At 35.7% G+C, this 18277-nt stretch carries 18 protein-coding genes and 1 riboswitch; of the genes, 15 read left to right on the top strand and 3 right to left on the bottom strand.

Translation table 11 applies throughout. The features are described from left to right. Positions 1–56: 56 nt before the first annotated feature. Complete coding sequence (locus JR050_RS11130) at positions 57–1433, top strand: Mur ligase family protein (RefSeq protein WP_204203567.1); 1377 nt, start codon at positions 57–59, stop codon at positions 1431–1433. Positions 1434–1533: 100 nt separating this feature from the next. Next, positions 1534–2823 carry a UDP-N-acetylmuramoyl-tripeptide--D-alanyl-D-alanine ligase gene (locus JR050_RS11125; RefSeq protein ID WP_204203566.1) on the top strand — a complete coding sequence of 430 codons (1290 nt, stop codon included), beginning with the start codon at positions 1534–1536 and terminating at the stop codon, positions 2821–2823. Between the two features lie 51 nt (positions 2824–2874). On the opposite strand, the gene JR050_RS11120 is transcribed toward JR050_RS11125, so the two are convergent. Then, the gene (locus tag JR050_RS11120) at positions 2875–3069 is read right to left on the bottom strand and encodes a hypothetical protein (RefSeq protein WP_204203565.1); all 195 of its coding nucleotides are present in this window, start codon (positions 3067–3069) and stop codon (positions 2875–2877) included. A gap of 195 nt (positions 3070–3264) precedes the next feature. Further along, positions 3265–3350, top strand: a riboswitch (ZMP/ZTP riboswitch). A 39-nt stretch (positions 3351–3389) separates the two neighbouring features. Here JR050_RS11120 and JR050_RS11115 point away from each other — a divergent pair. Next, positions 3390–4250, top strand: coding sequence for a bifunctional 5,10-methylenetetrahydrofolate dehydrogenase/5,10-methenyltetrahydrofolate cyclohydrolase (locus JR050_RS11115; protein WP_204203564.1), 861 nt, complete (start codon positions 3390–3392; stop codon positions 4248–4250). Positions 4251–4287: 37 nt separating this feature from the next. Here JR050_RS11115 and JR050_RS11110 read toward each other — a convergent pair whose 3' ends face one another. Continuing rightward, positions 4288–5124 (bottom strand): vanadium-dependent haloperoxidase, encoded by an 837-nt coding sequence (locus JR050_RS11110; RefSeq protein WP_204203563.1) that lies wholly within the window; start codon positions 5122–5124, stop codon positions 4288–4290. 171 nt (positions 5125–5295) lie between these two features. Between JR050_RS11110 and JR050_RS11105 the strand changes: the two genes are divergently transcribed. The 3 genes from JR050_RS11105 (at position 5296) to JR050_RS11095 (ending at position 7122) form a co-directional block, all read left to right on the top strand. Next, complete coding sequence (locus tag JR050_RS11105) at positions 5296–6153, top strand: hypothetical protein (RefSeq protein ID WP_204203562.1); 858 nt, start codon at positions 5296–5298, stop codon at positions 6151–6153. 200 nt (positions 6154–6353) lie between these two features. Next, on the top strand, positions 6354–6710 hold the full coding sequence (locus tag JR050_RS11100) for a hypothetical protein (protein WP_204203561.1): 357 nt from the start codon (positions 6354–6356) through the stop codon (positions 6708–6710). Between the two features lie 61 nt (positions 6711–6771). Continuing rightward, on the top strand, positions 6772–7122 hold the full coding sequence (locus JR050_RS11095) for a hypothetical protein (protein WP_204203560.1): 351 nt from the start codon (positions 6772–6774) through the stop codon (positions 7120–7122). Positions 7123–7143: 21 nt separating this feature from the next. Here the strand turns inward: JR050_RS11095 and JR050_RS11090 are convergent, their stop codons facing one another. Continuing rightward, complete coding sequence (locus tag JR050_RS11090; protein WP_204203559.1) at positions 7144–7905, bottom strand: hypothetical protein; 762 nt, start codon at positions 7903–7905, stop codon at positions 7144–7146. A 311-nt stretch (positions 7906–8216) separates the two neighbouring features. On the opposite strand from JR050_RS11090, the gene JR050_RS11085 reads away from it, so the two are divergent. The 9 genes from JR050_RS11085 (at position 8217) to JR050_RS11045 (ending at position 18277) form a co-directional block, all read left to right on the top strand. After that, complete coding sequence (locus JR050_RS11085) at positions 8217–8516, top strand: hypothetical protein (RefSeq protein WP_239454290.1); 300 nt, start codon at positions 8217–8219, stop codon at positions 8514–8516. A gap of 40 nt (positions 8517–8556) precedes the next feature. Beyond that, positions 8557–8991: a hypothetical protein gene (locus JR050_RS11080; protein ID WP_204203558.1), complete on the top strand. Its 435-nt coding sequence runs from the start codon at positions 8557–8559 to the stop codon at positions 8989–8991. A gap of 22 nt (positions 8992–9013) precedes the next feature. Further along, positions 9014–9865 carry a hypothetical protein gene (locus JR050_RS11075; protein WP_239454289.1) on the top strand — a complete coding sequence of 284 codons (852 nt, stop codon included), beginning with the start codon at positions 9014–9016 and terminating at the stop codon, positions 9863–9865. Next, the gene (locus JR050_RS11070; protein ID WP_346726742.1) at positions 9849–10274 is read left to right on the top strand and encodes a hypothetical protein; all 426 of its coding nucleotides are present in this window, start codon (positions 9849–9851) and stop codon (positions 10272–10274) included. Before JR050_RS11075 ends, JR050_RS11070 begins: the two co-directional genes overlap by 17 nt. 17 nt (positions 10275–10291) lie before the next feature. Next, positions 10292–10603: a hypothetical protein gene (locus tag JR050_RS11065; RefSeq protein WP_204203557.1), complete on the top strand. Its 312-nt coding sequence runs from the start codon at positions 10292–10294 to the stop codon at positions 10601–10603. A gap of 21 nt (positions 10604–10624) precedes the next feature. Next, positions 10625–14296: a multicopper oxidase domain-containing protein gene (locus JR050_RS11060; protein ID WP_204203556.1), complete on the top strand. Its 3672-nt coding sequence runs from the start codon at positions 10625–10627 to the stop codon at positions 14294–14296. After that, positions 14293–14883: an SCO family protein gene (locus JR050_RS11055; protein ID WP_204203555.1), complete on the top strand. Its 591-nt coding sequence runs from the start codon at positions 14293–14295 to the stop codon at positions 14881–14883. The genes JR050_RS11060 and JR050_RS11055 overlap by 4 nt, the downstream gene beginning before the upstream one ends. 118 nt (positions 14884–15001) lie before the next feature. After that, on the top strand, positions 15002–16333 hold the full coding sequence (locus JR050_RS11050) for a YheC/YheD family endospore coat-associated protein (protein ID WP_239454316.1): 1332 nt from the start codon (positions 15002–15004) through the stop codon (positions 16331–16333). 660 nt (positions 16334–16993) lie between these two features. Continuing rightward, a complete protein-coding gene (locus tag JR050_RS11045; RefSeq protein ID WP_204203553.1) occupies positions 16994–18277 on the top strand; it encodes a uracil/xanthine transporter in 1284 nt (427 codons plus the stop codon).

The following is an 18277-nucleotide window of genomic DNA, read 5'->3' as shown; positions in this document are numbered from 1 at the left end:
AAATCTCTTTTTCCTAATAAACATATAAAGACAAAAATGTTTAGGGGTGCTGTAACTTGAAAACCATTCTGCTACAAGAATTTATTGAATCAATTGGTGGGTATTTCGTAAGTGGTCATTCAAATCCCTCCGTTAAACATGTAAATAGAAAGTATGACAGCACGAATTGGAAGGATCATACGATGTTTTTTCATTTACATGACTATAGGGATATTGTGATTCATCCAGGATTGAAATCAATTGTTATTGTTACAAGAAGGCCAGAGAAAATAAAAAATTTAGGTTCTCAAGTAACGATTGTTAAGGTCCAAAGTGTAAGAAGAGCATATTGGAGATTTATCCATTATTATAGGGGGCTTTTTTCCATTCCTTTTATTTCTGTAACGGGAACTTGTGGAAAAACAACAACGAAGGAAATGATTAGCTGGATATTAAAGCACGATCGAAATGTAAATAAAACGAGTCGAAGTTTAAATGCTACAGCTATGAATCTACATTATTTATTAAATGTCGATGACCAAACAGATGTGACCGTAATAGAAGCTGCTGTTGCAAGTATCGGACATATGAAAGCTTCTTGCCATTATTTTAGACCCCAAATTGGTGTTTTAACATCAATCGGAGTAGATCACTTGAACGGATTTCCCTCCTTTCAATCCTATATGCAGGAGAAAGCAAAAATCTTTGATTGTGTAGGGAATAAAGGTACAGTAGTCGTAAATGGAGATGATGTTAATATTCAAAAGCTGGATTTAACAAAATATAAGGGAACAATAATCTGGTATGGAAAGACGCCAAAAGCTGAATTTAGAATTATTGGAATCAAATATGAAACAAACGGGATGAAATTTATCCTTAGCCACAATCGAAAGCAATTTAAGCTATTTGTTCCTGGATATGGGGAGCATAATGTGTATAATGCCGTTGCTGCCATAGCAGTTTCCTATAAGTTAGGAGTTAGTATTGAAGAATCAGGAAGACGTTTAAAAACGTTTCAACATATTGAACGCCATAGTGAAGTAAAGAAAGGAATAAATGGCTCCATTTTAATAGATGATACTTGGAGTACAAATCCTACTTCGATCAAATCAGCTTTAGACGTTTTAACGAATATATCAAAAGGAAAAAAGAAAATTGCAGTCATTGGAGATATCAAGTGGTTAGCAGATCAATCAAGGAATGTTCACCTCTCGGTAGGAGATATGGTGGCTAAAAGTGGAATTCAATCACTTATTACAATAGGTAAAGATGCAAGGCTTATTGGAAAGCGGGCTGTAGAATTAGGGTTTGACCGGAAGCGTGTTTACATGTTTGAATCTCCTATAGAAGCTCAAAAAATATTACCAAGATTAGTAGACAAAGACTCTGTGGTGCTAGTAAAAACGTCTATGAAACAATCCTTCGGAGTTTTTATGGAAAGTTTAAAAGCTTAATACTATATATCTATTTTTTCTGTAATAGATTATAGTAGCCCTTCCATTTTATTTTTTTTGAAATAAACATAAAGAAATAAGTTTTTTTTGGAGGAATAAAATGGTGTACTTTTACTTGAAAGATGTATTGAAACCTATAGGTGGAAAGGTTGTACACGGCAGAAAAAATGTATTAATAAAAACGATTATTGAAAAGAATTACAGTACAGTTTGGACTAGCAATTCAATGATCTTTCATTTCAACTCTACTAATGAACTTATCGTTAATTCAGGATTGGATTCAATTGTGATCGTGACTAGTAATCCAGAAATGATTAGAAGTCTGGAATCAAATGTATCTGTTGTTAAAGTGAAAAATGTCTCAAGGGCATATTGGAAATTTATTAACCATTCTCGAAGAAAATCAAAAGTACCTTTTGTATTACTGCTAGTAAATCAGATACGTTCTTCATTAAAAGAGATGGTAGACTGGTTGCTTTATGATCGATTAACCTTCAATAGGTTAAAGAAAATGAACGGATTGGGAAATTTGATAAACCTACTATTCAAAAAAAAGGATAAAATTGCGACTATCATCGAAACACCATTCGGAGAAATAAATGAGACTTATCAATTATATAGACCATTGTTTACAGTCCTCACAGACTTCTCTACTGATCACAAAAATGAACTTTCTACCTATCTATTAAATTTGGAACAGCATGAAAATGTGATCATAAATTTAGATATTGATGAATTTGTTCAATGGGTTAAATTGAAGAATAATATGATTACGTTTGGTCAAAAAGAAAATGTTGATTTTTGTATCAAGGATCTTACGTATGGAACTAATCAAATGACTTTTACGCTATCACATAACGATAAATCACATAGCTTCTTAATCAGGGGGTACGGGAAGGATTTGGTGTATGAAGCAACAGCTGCCATTATCTTAGCGTATAAGCTAGGGATGAAGCTCGAGGATATTTCTAGAAAGTTACAAAATTTTCTACCTGAGGAAAAGAACATAACATTATTTAAGGGTATTAATGGTTCGTTGATGCTAAAGGATTCTACTGGGTTAGATCAATTTAATTTTCACAATTCATTAGATGTTTTAAATAATATTGATAAAGATAAACAAAAAATAGCAGTAGTTAAGGAATCTATTTTATATAATGTAGAAAATATAGAAATTGATGACAAACTGGATTTAATAATAATTGTTGGGGGAGTAACAAAATTTTTCAGGGATAAGATCGAAGAAAGGTTCTCTGGAAAAATTATTTACTGTATAAATAATAGTGAAGCTCTAGGAGTATTACACAGAAACTTGAATCCCAAAACGGTTTTCCTTATTCATTCTAGTATGAGGATGTTATGTAAAAAGTTAGCTAGTAAGAAAAATTAATGAGGGGAATACCCCCTCTTTAATTTTGCACCTGGTTGAGGCTGTTTCACATCATACACGAGTGATACGATTGCTTTTTTCATCAATTACAACAGAATTGTCACCAAATTCTACAATTGTTCCTCTAATTGTTCTGGAACCTCCAGGTCCAGCAACAACTTCTACGAACACTTCATCATCGACCTCGAAGCCTATAAATATTTCTTCACAAGTACAGCAGTATTGATGATTGTTCCTAATTCCCATAACTATTCACACCCCTTATTTTAGTAGCCACTACATAAAATGTAAGAAAATATAGCTTGCTCATCAAATGATGAATAAGTCTATAAAAATAGTTAAATATCTAATAGATTTATATTTTATTTAATCTACCATTCACGAACAAAAAGATATATTACAAGTTTGAACATTCGTATTTCCTATGGTAAAATATGCTTAACAATTCGTAGTAACTGACGACAATGTGGAATCAACCACAAGGGAGCTGCGATAAAACAAGAACGCCGGTCGTCTGGGCATAGTAAGGACTGCCTTACTTGATAAGGAGAAGGAGGACAAGGTAAATGGTTACGAAGATTTTAAACGGTTTAGTAGTTGCAGAAGCTATTAAGGACTCCTTAATAGAGCGAGTGCAAAAGTTGAAAAATGATGATATTACTCCTTGTTTAGCAACGATTTTAGTTGGTAATGATCCTTCCTCAGAGACCTATGTAAAGATGAAAGGGAATGCCTGTGAGAAACTGGGGATTCAGTCTAAGCGCATTCACTTACCTGAGGAGACAACTACAAAAGAACTGATTGCATGTATTGAAGAGTTAAACAATGATCCTCAAGTGGACGGAATTCTTCTGCAACATCCAGTTCCCTCGCATATTGATGAGCGTGCTGCGTTTGAAATGATTGCGATCGAAAAAGATGTAGACGGTGTAACAAGCCGTGGATTTGGAAAGCTTTCGTTTGGCTTCGAACAATATCCATGCTGTACACCTGCAGCCATTATGGCCATCATTGATTACTACGATATTGAAGTAGAAGGAAAGCATGCTGTTGTCATTGGCAGAAGCCCGATACTTGGTAAGCCGGTATCAATGTTACTCTTAAATCGAAATGCCACAGTTACGATGTGTCATTCCAAAACAGTCAATTTACCTGACTTTGTAAAACAGGCAGATATAGTAATTGCAGCTGTTGGAAGACCGAAATTTGTTCAAGGTGACTGGATAAAAGAGGGTGCTGTCATATTAGATGCAGGTTATAACGAAGGAAATATCGGCGATGTTGATTATGATGCTTGCTTCGAAAAATCAAGTTCGATTACTCCAGTTCCGGGTGGAGTAGGACCCGTTACAATATCAATGCTTCTTAAACATACAGTTGAGTCAGCAGAGCATAGAGCTAACAAGTCTATAAAGATTAATAACTAATAGTTGTTTATGTACGAGAGGAGAAATCCTCTCTTTTTTATTGTTCTTCTTTTCTAACCAAAGAGGAACAGTTCGAAGGAAAGTTAAAAGGTATGGCTTGTGAGTTCAAATCAGGTAATATTTTTGCGCGTTTAGACCTCGTATACGGTTTATCTATCGGGCGCAGGTTTTCATCTTTTTGTTTTCTTATTTCTTTAATTATTAGATCCCCTATTTGGCGACCTAATCGCAGTCCCTCTGAATTATCAACCGGAAAATGAACGAGAGCATATAGTCGGGAGTCTGCGCAGTCTTCTGCAAGCTTCTTAATTTTATGGCGTTCTGCAGGGAAGAAATAACTCATCATAACTTCCGAGCAGCCTGCGATTACTGCATGACCTGATGGATATGAAGGGTGTCTTGGTGTACATAAAAGAGTTTCTAGTTCTTGATTCAATTGATTTGGTCTAGCCACATCCCATTCATATTTTAAATCCCACGTTACGACAAACGCATCATTTAAAGCAGAATGCATAACTGCTAACATTCGGGCTGCACGGGCTGCTGTTACGCCATACGTATCAATCAAAATGTCCATCATTGGTGTAATTTGTTTTGTTGGAACACCTGTCCCCCAATAAGTAGCCAACAGTTTGTCTTCTTCTGATAATTGCTGCTCGGCATCAAGTACTTTCTTTAATTGTTGTTCCCAATTTATTTGATGGGGATCTTTTATTGTAAGGTTAATCTTTTTCCCATCAGCATCAACATAAGAGCCTTCAGTATCACGATTTAAATAATTCAATGTCCAACTGCTTGCTAACGGTTCCTCACCATTTCGTGGTGGAGTTCTTTCACCAGCGTATGGTAGTTCTGACCACTTTTCATATGACATAATATCACCTCCCTCCAACTACGAATACTAGAATATGATTATGCTGGGAAATCCATGAAGTATAAGCTTCTGCCTATAAATTAGGTAGAAATACTAGAGTATGGACAATCGTCTATACAACCCCTAAGTTGTCTTGCATACCTTGATAGTAGGTGAGAATAGGAGGGATATATGTATATAAAAAATGAAATTAAGGATCAAACATTGGTTAAAAATTATCAAACTAAAATAGGGATGGATGCAGCTAGATTTAAATATATTAGCCACCTGGAAAGTGAAGAATTTTTAGGCAAGGTAAAAGGAAAGGTATGTCACGTTGGCAGGGATTTTGTTGATGTGAAAAGAGATGACCACTCTATCATTTCAGTACCCTTCAATAAAATTGGTAAAATTAATTGGCTCGATAAAAAGTCAGAAAATCGCTTTTGTTCGATTAACGGACACCGTCATTGCAAATGTGTAGAACTCGGTCACAGCTTCAACCATTGTCATCAACATCACCATACTTCAATGCAAGAAAAACGGTGTAATATTTGTAATCGTTCTGATTGTGATGGTCACTGTTATGGTCATAAAGATAAGAAGAACCGTAACAAAAAACATTGTAGTTGTCCTCATCAACATCATAAACGTGAAGAGCGATGCAATATTTGTGATCGAATAAATTGTGACGGTCATGGTCATAGAACAAAGAAAAGCCATAATAAAAAACATTGCGAACACTGTAAACAAAAACATCGTAATTGTAAAAATAATAGACGAGATGATCATTTAGGTGATAGATTGCATGGGTCCAAGTTTAACAAACACCATAAATATCACGATCAAACATGTTTTCATTGTAGAAATGATAAAGACGGACACAACAAACACCTTCATGATTTTCATCGAAGATTTACGTGCTTCTGTGATTTCCCCATACCATTTTGCGAAAATCTCTTCCAATTAAGATTAGCAGGATTAAACGATGGTCTTCATTTTGACCTCATGCAAAACCAAGGCAGCAACGTCTTACTAGAGTTATCGTAACGAATCCAGTTTATTCGACAAAATTCGGGTGGTGCCTGGCACCACCCGGTTTGTTTGGGGTTCTTTTTTTTATAGTCTCATATAATACAAGCTATAGGGTAAATATACTAAAATTCCACGTTTACCCTAGGGGATTTGTCCATACAAGTTTTACAAACTAAAATATAATGCTAGTAAGAAACTGAAAGGAGGTAAGAAAAATGAGTGTATGGTTTCCAGGTGGGGATAACGAAAATAAAAACAAAAATAGAAATAAAGCTAACGCTGATTCTTATTCAGATTCAAATGCAAAAGCTAAAAATGATAACTATGTAGATAACGATCTAAAAAATGATACAGATGTTGATAGTCAAAATGAAGTAAAGAACGTTGACAAAAATACGAATATCGCAAAAGTAAGTGATAGTGGTAACGCTCATGTTGATTTAAAAGTGCATGTTGATTCTGAGTCAAAATCGGATTCGGATTCAAAAGCTAGAGCGAAGAACAGAGCTGAGGCTGATCAAGAAACAGATCAAGACCAAGATCAAGATCAAAACGTTGATATTGAAGACTAATATCAGTTCACATGGGAAGAACGGGTCTTCCCATGTGACTTATATGAAAGGGTCATAGATAATGGAAGAGAAAAAACAAAATAATCGTGTTGCAGCTTTTCATAAGAAAGAAGAAAATGAAAATGTTATTCTGAATAAATCCAATATCGGGCAAAGTGGAAATTCAGATGTAGATGTAAATGTAAATATTGAAATAGAAACGATTTCAATTGCCTATGCCATGCTTTGTTCTATGTGGGCTAGAAATCAAATGACAGATGTAGAATTTGAGCGGGCACTAGATAAATTCGATGAATTAAGAGATCGAAAATCTGATAAAAGTAATGAAGGTCAGTCTAGTAAATCTAGTAATGTTAGCAGAAACAACAAAAAGGATAGTGTTATGAATAATAAGAGGTTGTTTCGTCTATAAGTTCGAATACAACCTTTTTATTTATGCTCTAAATAAACTCATTCCAGCGAGTTTCTGCATTTCAATTTCAATATAACAAAGTTCATCAAAATCAATCCCTTGTTTCTCATTATCGTTATTTTTTAATTCTATTTTTCTGTTATCGACTTTTGTTAGGGTACCTTCTATTTCACTTTTCTCATTATCAGATTTTACGTAGATGACACTACCTAAAAAACTTTCAAGATACAAATTTAGCTTCAATCCAAAAAACAAATTTAATAAGTAAGGACTTCTTGATACAACTTCACTAAAACATAACATTAAATTTCTACGTAATTCATCATCAATACATAGTAGTTCTTGGTCAGAGCAAGAATTTTGATTGGAGTCATCATGGTGTTCAATAAACACTAGCCGTTCAGTTTGAATAAGTAGCAGATTTTCCACATTTGTTTCTAAGATGATGAAATCCAAGCCTACTTCACTTAATACACCTTTCACTTTTAAACTTTCTTCGTTGCATGTAACCGATATGGTAATAAACTGCCCTTTGATTTTTCTCATGCTTAATTGGAAAGACCTTAAATTGATCTCATCCTCCTCATTATCTAATCCAATAGATAATAGCAATTCATTTGCCTGTTCAATACATTCTTTTATTTCAGCGAGTGCTTCAGGAGAAAACGTACTATTTTCTGAAGGGAACGTTGGCTGATTTCCTTGTTCACAACAAGAAGAGAAGTGGATGGTATCTAAGTCAACGGTATAACCGCAAGAAGGACAAATCTTCATTTGCTTCACAATTATCGTCACTCCTTTCACTAATGATTAAATACTATACATACATCTAATATATGGGTATTCACACGGTATGTATGGGCAAAGAGGCAAGAATGTGTCGACTGAACAGAAATGCCTACAATATATCGGTAATACGACAAGCTTAAATTTCATAATTGTTTGTATTAGATACTTTGTGTAAAAGGAGGTATCAGCATATAAGTGCTTTAAGCGTGCTCTTGTTTATTAATTTTATCCTTCTTTCCTTTTTGTTTTTATACTTATCTAAAATAAGAAAATTAATTGGTTTCCAATTAGGGATGAACATAACAATGATGGCAGGAGGATTTTTCTCAATAAGTGCCGGTGTAATCTTAATCTATCAATATCCATTAAAATTTGTATACGTGACCATTGGAACAACAGTTATAGGAATGGTTATTGGAGCGATCTTCGGTTCTCTTTTTGATTATCAGACGTTATTAACAGGATATATTAATGGCTTAATGATGGGAGTGATGGCTCCAATGATTGGAGCTGTGGCACAGAATAACCTGATTTTTTTAGGTTTCATAGAAGTATTGTTTATCTCGTCCACCATACTCATTTCCCTTTCAGCGAAACGGACGTAAGGGGAGGATCATCATTTTTTTAATTGGTGCTTTTTCATTTTTGTCATTGGTATTTGGCTTAGTCATGTATACGATTTTATATCGAAGACGTTATTTGTTTACGGATCGCTATGGAATGATTGTCTCAATCGTGTGTAGTAGCATCATTTGTTTAACGATTTCCATGCACACTTTATTCCTTCTTCCTTTTTCATTAATGATACTTACAATCTCTAATGTAGTGCTAGGGGCAGGGGTGGGTGTTCTTTTTGGTTCCCTTGTAAATTCTCAATCTATCTTATCTGGAGTTTCACATGGCGTAATCGGGTCTCTCATGGGGACGATGCTAGGCGCTGTTATACAAAATCCAACATTATGTAGTTTACCTGCAGCCTATTTAAATACTGTTCAACAAAATATGATCATACTTAGTTTTTGCACAAGCATTCTAGTTGCCGTAACGATGCTGGTCGTGTATTTTTCGTTACGTGTTTAAAAGGAAGTGGAGGTGAGTTTACTTGGTAGAAAAATCAAATAACAAAGCAGAGACTAAGATGCACTTAAACGAATATACCCAAATTATTCTCGATAAAAGAAAGATAGAAGTTGAAAAAGTGGATCCAATTAACGAACTAAATACACAAAAAGGAAATGGGCTCACTTCCCCCACAACAAGTACAACGACGGAAGAAACAAGACTACTCATGGATTATATAGATAAATCTAACCTGTTCACAATTTCTAAGGCAGATCAAACTAAAGGAAGAATCTTAAAGCTGCGAAAATTCTTTAAGTCAAAACGAAATCAACAAGTAGAAATATATGTAACAAGAGGAAATAAAACGATTTATAAGGAAGGAAAAGTTAACACAATTGGTCGTGACTTTGTTATGCTCACGAACTTGAAGGAGCGCACATGGATACCATATTCAGTTATTATCTCAGCAAATATACCAACTGGAATTCCTAATTATTCGAACACACACCAACATATTCTTTTTGATAATAATTTGAGAAAAAAGTTACTGCACTCATTTGGAGAAACAGTAGCGAATCGTGAAGTATTAAAACAGTTATTTTTTGAAGAATCGCTACAAACAAACTTAGAATCCTGGAAAGAAACATGGGTGGAGCTGCATTTAGAGGATCAAACGAAAAAGGTCGGCAAAATTGTCTATTCACAAAATAAGAAATTGAAGATTGCAAGTTTTAGAGAACAACTAGAAATTCCATTGTGTCAGATTGAATACATTGAAACACTGCGGTTATTTACTATCGTATCACATAGTCTTAGACAATTTAAAAGTAAGAATCAAGAAATGATAAAGAAATGGGGTAAAGGGGGAAAAAGTAGTGACCGAACGAAATAAGAAAAAGAATGAACAACATGAAGAGATAGATAACATTGAGAAGAAAAAGAAAGAAATAAAGAAGCAGGATGACAATAATCATGAACCCTTAAGGCTGAATGCTCCGATATTAGTGAACATCGCTAATGTTGAAGATCAGCTATTTGATACACTGAACGGACTAATAGGTGAAAGTGTCTTGATTATTACAGAAACAGATCAGTTAAACTTATTTGGTCAAGCCTTCAGACCAATTTTCTGTGGGAAAATCTTTCGTGTTACACCAGGATCTGTCACTTTGTATCCAGTCAATATCAAAATGATCAATGCTCCATTCTTTGAATTTCCTACACCACTAACAATTGCCCTAGAGAAAATAGCTCACTTTACTCCAAACTTTGACTGTAATCAACGCATTCCACTTACTTAACAAAAGGAGGTACACATATGAAATGGGATGATGAAAATGCCTTTACAGAAATTACGATCCCCTCTAATAATGACATCCATGATGAAGCATTAATAAATGAATTTGAACAAGGCATTGGAAAGAATGTATTTATTATGACGCCTTCCTATCCGTTTATATTTATCGGGAAAATTGTTGAGCTTGTCGGGGATAGTGTTGTCGTAGATGTAAAAGTAACAACCATTGGAGAGCTGGAAAACCGGTTGTGGTTTATTCATGTTCACCAAATCGAGGTGTTTTATATTGAACAAAAGGGTATGCCAAGAATCCCTCAATTACAGGAAAAGTAAGTCAAAAAAGGGAGGGACAAGATGAAACGTTTTTTTCATATTGTAGCCATACCAATTCGCATAGTCCTCAACAACTTCGGTGATTACAATGAGCACGGGATGATGTATGTATTAAAAGAAAATGAAGAGAAGGTAAAAGAGTTAGTTCGAAAAAATCCATTTACCCCTGTGGATTTAGTACAGCCACTCTGCATTAGGGCAAATAATGGTGATACAGTAGAAGTTTTATTTGAAAACAAAATACATTACGCAACTGGAATGCATTTTCAAGAAGCGGATTATGATGTATTAAATTCTGATGGAGCAAATGTAGGATTTAATCCGAATACACTTGCTGATCCTGGTGAAAAGATTTTATACAAGTTTCAAGTAAATCATGAAGGAATCTATTATTTCTCAGATTTAGGAAACCCAGACAGTAGTGATGATGGGACAAATATTAATGGATTATTTGGGTGTTTATTTGTTCAAAAACGCGGTTCCTGGTGGACTGATCCTGAAACAGGCAGCGAGTTACGAAGTGGCCAGTATGCCGATGTTCATCATCCATTTTCCCCTTCCTTTCGTGAATATGCGTTTATCTTTCACGATGAAATGTCGACAAAGGATATGACAGGTAACAAGCCTCTAGATCCGATGACAAATCAAGAAAGAGAGTCTGCACATGCCATTAATTATCGGTATGAGCCAGTACAAAATAGACAAAAGTTAATTGAAGAAGGTGTCGTTTGCCCGGATTGTGAAGGAGAAGAAGTGCATCATGATTCGTGGGTGTTTGGAGATCCAGCTACACCGATTTATCGTGGCTATAAAGGAGATCCAGCAAAATTTAGGCTAGTACATGCAGGTGTGAAGGAAACCCATGTCTTTCATTATCACGGACATACCTTTTTTAGAGACCCACTTAACACAGATTCTGATGTGTTTGATTCTATATCTGTCAGTCCTCAATCATGGCATACAATTGATACGTTGTATGGTTTAGGGTCATTGGTTGGAGCGTATGGTGATGTCATCATACATTGTCATTTATATCCTCACTTTGGTGTAGGAATGTGGGCAATCAACCGTATTTTTGATACATTACAGGATGGCAGTCTGTGTTATCCAAACGGTGTACCTATAAAGCCTTTAGTGCCTTTACCAGATCGTCCTTGTCCACCAAAGCCAACGAATGAGAGACCTGGTTTTCCAAATTTTATTCCAGGAAAAGTTGGTTGTAAAGCCCCACGTCCACCGCTTGGGATTGTTGGAGGGCGGGGATTAACAGAGCTTGAGAGAAACGCTGCAGTACCGACTGCAAGACCGGGGGCTGTTTTTACAGATCCTTGTATTATAGAGGAAAATCCTGTTGTAAAAGAGTTTAATGTATCATTGATAGAATTACCGATTGTATATAATCGTCAAGGGTGGAACGATCCAAAGGGAAGAATTTATGTTCTTGATGAAGATCTGGATGATGTACTATCCGGTAAAAAAGAGCCTGAACCATTAGTTCTTCATATGAATGCAGGGAATTGTATTGCTATAAACTTTACAAATCGATTGCCCGAGGTTGCGAGTGGAGATGCTTTTCAGCTTGTAACAAGAACATACGAGACATCGTTTCATATTCACTTTGTGAAATTTGATGTGTTAGTAAGCGATGGGGCAAATGTTGGATGGAATTATGACTCTAGTGTATTGCCAGGTGAAACAATTCGATATCAGTATTTCGCGGATGTTGAGCTAAAAGCATGGTTTTTTCATGATCATTTATTTGCAAACTATCACCAGCAACACGGTGTATTTGGCTCTGGGGTAGTTCATGCAAGATTTTCAGAGGTTTTAGACTCGAAGACTGGTGGAGAAATAGATGTAGGTACTCAAGTTACGGTAACTCACCCTCTAATTCCAGACTATCGTGACTTTGTATTAATGGTTCAGGATTTTACATTACTGTATGATAAAGATGGATGCCCGATCCAACCTCCAGATTTCCCGGGTTCACAAGATGACCCAGGTGTATTCGGAGTAAACTACCGTAATGAACCATTACAATTCCGTTTAGGAGAAATGTGTGATCCAGCATATTCATTTAGTTCTTTTGTGCATGGTGATCCCGTTACACCAATATTAAATTGTTATGAAGGAGACTCAATTCGAATACGTCTACTTCAAGGAGCCCACGAAGAATCTCATAGCTTCAATGTACATGGCTTAAGGTGGAAGAAAGAACGACCAGATATTGAAACAGAATTTCAGGCACAAGAACATATTGGGCTATCTGAATCGTTTACATTTGAGACGGATGTGCATCATAGTGGAGATTATTTATGGACCTTTGAAACAGAGGAAGATTTATGGAATGGCTGTTGGGGACTTATTCGAGCCTTTGATGAAGAAGTTGATTTTCTCATGCCTCTTCCTGATCGACAGAGACCCAAGAAACAAACGAAACCATTGCCAAAGTGTACAGGAAAACCACCAGAGAAGGCGAAATGTGTTGAAATAGATGCACCTGAAAACGCTCCAATTAAATGTTTTGATATCGTTGCCTTTCATACACCGATTCAATATAGCAAATGGGGAGAGCATGATCCATATGGTATCGTCTTCTCGTTGCAAGAAGATATGGAGGACATCGTTTGTGGCAGGAAGAATCCCGAACCGCTTATTCTCAGGGTCAATCAAGGTGATGTAGTTAAGATTCATTTAACAAGCTGTTTAGAATTTGATCAGTTCCCATTTCCAGATGGAATTTGGCCATATCCACCTGTTAAAGAACAAGCCTTTTATCCACCGTCTGTTCGGATTTCGTTACATCCGCAGCTGGTCTTTTATGATGTGAAGTCTTCAGCGGGCGAGACAGTTGGTTTCAATCCAGATCAAACAGTTGGACCTGGTGAAACGATTACGTATTTATGGTATGCAGATGTTCCTGCCGGCTCATGTGGTTTATGGGATATGGCAGACATTCGAAATCATCGTTCTTTAGGCACATTTGGAACGTTAATTGTAGAGCCCAAAGGTACGGAAACGCTTAATCCTAAGACACGTAAACCTGCTAAAGTAACAGATTCTTCTGTTGTATTGCGACAACCATTCTTTCCGGAAACGAGAGAATTTGTCCTAATTATGCATGATGGGGTAAGATTAGAAGATAAAGAGGGACATGTAATCATTGATCCAGTTGACGGTGTATTAGGTGGAGTCGATCCTGATGAAGCTGATGATTTAGTTGATACGTATGACAATGGTTCCAGAGGATTTAACTATCGGACGGAGCGATTAATTAACCGACTACGAGCCCATCCGGTTTTAGAGGATTTATTCAACTCAAAAGTTCATGGCGATCCATCAACACCAGTGTTTGAAGCTTATCCAGGAGATCCTGTCACAATAAGACTTGTCAATCCATCTGAGCGAAGACGAGCACACACGTTCCATTTACACGGTCATTATTGGAATACAGATGACAGAGATATTTTTTCGCAAGTAAAATCAATTGAAGATCACATTGTTTTAGGCTATGGAAGAGATTTAGATCTTCATTATGGGGCAGGCAGTTTCTTTAACTTCCCTGGTGATTATATGTATCGCTCCGGAAATATACGTTGGGACATTGAACAAGGTATGTGGGGGATAATGCGAGTGCATAAAAGTAGGCAACAACATTTACCTCCTTTACGAAACAAGAGGAAGTTAAGATGAGAAAAGTAATTCTTTCCTTACTATTGCTTTTGTTAGTAGGTGGAATCGGATTAATGGTTTTTCTATGGATGAATAACCCCAAGCTTCCCTATTTAGATGAAGTTGAAAATTTCACTCTAGAGGAAGTACATGGTTCTACGTATCAACTTGAAAATGGAAAAGTTAAGCTCATAAGCTTTTTTTACACAAATTGCCCGGACATTTGTCCGTTAACGATGATGGATTTTAAGCTTCTTCAGGAACGTCTAAAACAAGAAGGTATATTTGGGAAAGAGGTAGAACTTATTGCGATTTCAATTGACCCTAAGCATGACCAACCTCAAGTAATAAGGGATTATGCAAGTTCTTTTAGCGCAGATAAGGAAGGGTGGAAGTGGCTTAGGGGATCAAACGATGTAACGAAAGAGATTGCGATTAATCTACAAATGCAATATGAAAAGCTTGAGGGAGATTTTTATTCCCATTCTACATCTATGTATTTACTAGATAAAGATAATAACGTTCGTGCCCTTTATGATATGGCATATTCTAAAAAGCCTATTGAAAAAGATGTGATCATTGAGGATATACTGTATTTAACGAATTGATTTGTGGACATTACTCACTAGAGTAATGTCTATTTTTATGTGTTAGTATCTCAATCTATTACATCAACTCATAGTATATAAGGATATTGACTATGAACATTGGGGTGCAGCAATCTTGATGAAAATTATATATAAGAATAACAGGATAGAAGGAAGGAAATCAGAGCTGCCTATTATAGAGTTATCTTCTAGTTTTATGAAGAAAAATATTATCAATGAAGGTACTATTAACGTGAAGTTTGGAAATTGGCTAGGGACCTTCACACTGAAAAAAAATGAACAGTTAACGGAGAATGTAATTGCATTAGAAAAAAAATCCCTACCGTTCGATATCCCAGCTCATCTACCTTATGAAATGAATTACAAGGGCAATACATTACACATCGGACCAATCATCGCGTTTATTGCTGTAAAGAAAACAAGGAACTTAACGCATAAGTTACTTGAGCAAAATAAAGATAGGTTTGAAGACTATAAAGAGATTGGTGGCCTATTATTTGTGTGTTCAGGAGATGCTATTGATTTTTCAAAAGAAACAATTGAAGGATATTATTATAACCCAAATGCTACAGATGCATTAACACGATGGAAAAAGGGGACTTTTCCATTTCCAGACTCCATCTTTAAAAAGTTAACGTTACCAATGGAAAAAGAAAGAGAACTCCAAAAAAAGTTAGAGAATAAGGTTTTTAATACAAACAGATTCTCAAAACTAGATTTATGGAGGGCATTTTCATCAAATAATAATTTAAGAAATTATTTACCTTATACAATTGAATATGAATCAATTGGAGCTTTGAGTAGGATGGTGCAAAATTTCGAAACGGTATATGTTAAACCAGTCATCGGTTTAAAAGGAATCGGTATATTTATGATCAAGTATGAAGAAGACTATTTCTCCATAACGAATCATGAAAAAGAAAAGAAATATTTCAAAAGCATATCTGAAGTAGATCTATATTTAACAACTATCATTGGAAATGAACGCTATTTGATTCAGCAAGGAATTCCAACGATTCATAAAAATAAACATGTGGATTTCAGGTTATATTTTCAAAAAGATAAATATCATCGATGGGTTTGTCAAGGAACGTTAGGAAGAGTAGGCCAAGAAGGCAGCGTCATTACGAACCTACAACAAATTGCTCATTTGGCAGACGGATTAAAGGCAATAAAAATTGTTTTCCATGAAAGTGAAGAAGAAGCGAAGAGAATTCTATATGAAACAATTAATGTTTGCATCCATCTGTGCCAAGCACTTCAAGGGAAATTAGGGCATTATGGAGATATTGCTCTGGATGTGATCATTGATCAACATCAGAAACCGTGGATACTAGAAGTAAATAATGGATATGGCACAAAAAGCTTACGTGCACTAAATGATATGGATTTATTGAAAAGATTAAAGACAACACCATTTCAATATGCCAAAAGTTTAGCAGGTTTCTAAAGACTCTTTTGTAAAATACTTCGTGTCGTATGTGATATTCATTGCTTTGACAAAAAGATACCCACGAAACCTGTCTAATTACGTGTTTCTAGACACTTTCGAAAAACAACAATCTATGGAAAAGTCATTTTTAAAGAGGTAGGGACATAACTAAATAAATCATCCCTTAAAGGTGAATAATATCTAAATTATTCTACCTATTAAATAGTATATTTTTTTCGTATCCTTTGTTATTTATTAATTAGTTAAGCAGGAAGAACAAGTTTCTTCCATTGCGCTGCAGACACTCGCTTTCCGCGGGGAGGAAGCTGATGGTTATTTTCACTATCGTGAAAAAACCTACCTCCTCGGCTGCGCCTGCGGGGTCTCAGCCTTTCCTCTACTTCCCGCAGGAGTCGAGTGTCTTCCGCTCCATTCCACTAGTTTTTATAAAATAGTATGCAAAATCAAACACATCTAAAGCAAAATAAAGATCCGAACTATTAGGTGGAATCATTAAAATATCGCCTAATAGTTCGGGTTTATCATTGGCTGAAATACTTTTGTCCCAGCCTTTTTACCAAAGTTTTTCTAATAGCCTTTATATTGTCCTTTATAAAAATGATGCTATACAATTAGTAAATGCATCATAGATTTACTAGTAAGAAAGCTGGTGGCATAATGAATAAATCTTATATTACGATATTTTCTTCTATACAGTGGCTATTGTTTATTTTTGCAAATACAGTCGTTGTTCCAATATCGATTGCAACTGTATTTGAGCTAAGTCCGGAAACTGTTTCAATGATGATGAGAAGCTCGCTTGTCTTCACAGGACTGGCTTGTATTCTTCAAGGTTGGGTCGGTCATCGATTTCCTTTAATGGAAGGACACTCGGGATTGCTTTGGGGAGTAATGTTAAACTTAGGATTATCGGCCTCTTCATTAGGGATGGACTTAACTGAAATTGGTGGTGGAATTGCTTCAGGAGTTATCCTGGCATGTCTTGTTACCTTGATACTGGTAGTATTTAATGGTATTCCATTATTACAGGCGATCTTTACACCAATGGTGATGTCTGTGTATTTATTTTTACTAACGTTTCAACTTATTTTTATCTTCTTTAAAGGGATGTTGAAATTTACGGAAGAAGGAACGATTGATATTGCTATCAGTCTCTTTTCAGTGGCGGTTATCATTCTTGTTAGTATATTAAAAATAAAGGGTAGTAAGCTTATCAGTAATTTCTCTATTTTAATTGGATTAGCCGTTGGTTGGATTTTTTATGAATTTCTTTTTGCCGACGAAGCAATCACTGCCTCACCAAGCGGTGCTGCTGATTTTTCGTTATTTCCTTTAGGAGCTCCGAATCTAGAATGGGGAATTATTGCGGTCGCCTTTTTTGCGGTAATGTTAAACCTTAGTAATACATTTGCCTCTATTAATGCTGCAAAGCAAGTTATACATAAGGAAACGTCGAACAAAAACTTTCGTCAATCTATCTTCATTACTACAATAGTTACAATTGTAGGTACAGGTTTTGGTCTCGTCTCTTATACTCCTTTTACTTCATCAATTGGTTTTTTACAAAGTACAAGAATTTTTGAACGAAAGCCGTTTATGATTGGTGGAGGACTTCTAACAATCATTGGCCTCATTCCTTTGTTTGGATCTTTTCTTTCAACCATGCCGATAACAGTAGGAAATGCCGTTCTCTTTGTTGCGTATTTGCAACTGTTTGGAACAGCGTATAGTAGTTTAAATGGGAAAACGTTTAATTCAAATACAATTTTCCGTGTTGCTTTTCCAATTTTAATAGGAGTAAGTTTAATGAACGTCTCACCAGAAATATTCGCTAATTTACCAGTATTTGCTCAGCCGTTTATTACGAATGGATTGATAATGGGGATGCTTATTTCTATTGTGTTGGAGCGAACAGTAAAGTGGAGTAACTATGAAGATTAA

It is taken from the genome of Bacillus suaedaesalsae (genome assembly GCF_016890225.1).
Classification (GTDB): domain Bacteria; phylum Bacillota; class Bacilli; order Bacillales; family SA4; genus Bacillus_BS; species Bacillus_BS suaedaesalsae.
Note: the sequence above shows the minus strand (reverse complement) of the source record. Positions and strands in the feature narration are given on the sequence as shown.

Bases quoted from the DNA above. Each gene is read 5' to 3' on its own strand.
- JR050_RS11125 (WP_204203566.1), top strand. From the start codon at position 1,534: ATGGTGTACTTTTACTTGAAAGATGTATTGAAACCTATAGGTGGAAAG.
- JR050_RS11120 (WP_204203565.1), bottom strand. From the start codon at position 3,069: ATGGGAATTAGGAACAATCATCAATACTGCTGTACTTGTGAAGAAATA.
- JR050_RS11115 (WP_204203564.1), top strand. From the start codon at position 3,390: ATGGTTACGAAGATTTTAAACGGTTTAGTAGTTGCAGAAGCTATTAAG.
- JR050_RS11110 (WP_204203563.1), bottom strand. From the start codon at position 5,124: ATGTCATATGAAAAGTGGTCAGAACTACCATACGCTGGTGAAAGAACT.
- JR050_RS11105 (WP_204203562.1), top strand. From the start codon at position 5,296: ATGTATATAAAAAATGAAATTAAGGATCAAACATTGGTTAAAAATTAT.
- JR050_RS11100 (WP_204203561.1), top strand. From the start codon at position 6,354: ATGAGTGTATGGTTTCCAGGTGGGGATAACGAAAATAAAAACAAAAAT.
- JR050_RS11095 (WP_204203560.1), top strand. From the start codon at position 6,772: ATGGAAGAGAAAAAACAAAATAATCGTGTTGCAGCTTTTCATAAGAAA.
- JR050_RS11085 (WP_239454290.1), top strand. From the start codon at position 8,217: ATGATGGCAGGAGGATTTTTCTCAATAAGTGCCGGTGTAATCTTAATC.
- JR050_RS11065 (WP_204203557.1), top strand. From the start codon at position 10,292: ATGAAATGGGATGATGAAAATGCCTTTACAGAAATTACGATCCCCTCT.
- JR050_RS11060 (WP_204203556.1), top strand. From the start codon at position 10,625: ATGAAACGTTTTTTTCATATTGTAGCCATACCAATTCGCATAGTCCTC.
- JR050_RS11055 (WP_204203555.1), top strand. From the start codon at position 14,293: ATGAGAAAAGTAATTCTTTCCTTACTATTGCTTTTGTTAGTAGGTGGA.
- JR050_RS11050 (WP_239454316.1), top strand. From the start codon at position 15,002: ATGAAAATTATATATAAGAATAACAGGATAGAAGGAAGGAAATCAGAG.
- JR050_RS11045 (WP_204203553.1), top strand. From the start codon at position 16,994: ATGAATAAATCTTATATTACGATATTTTCTTCTATACAGTGGCTATTG.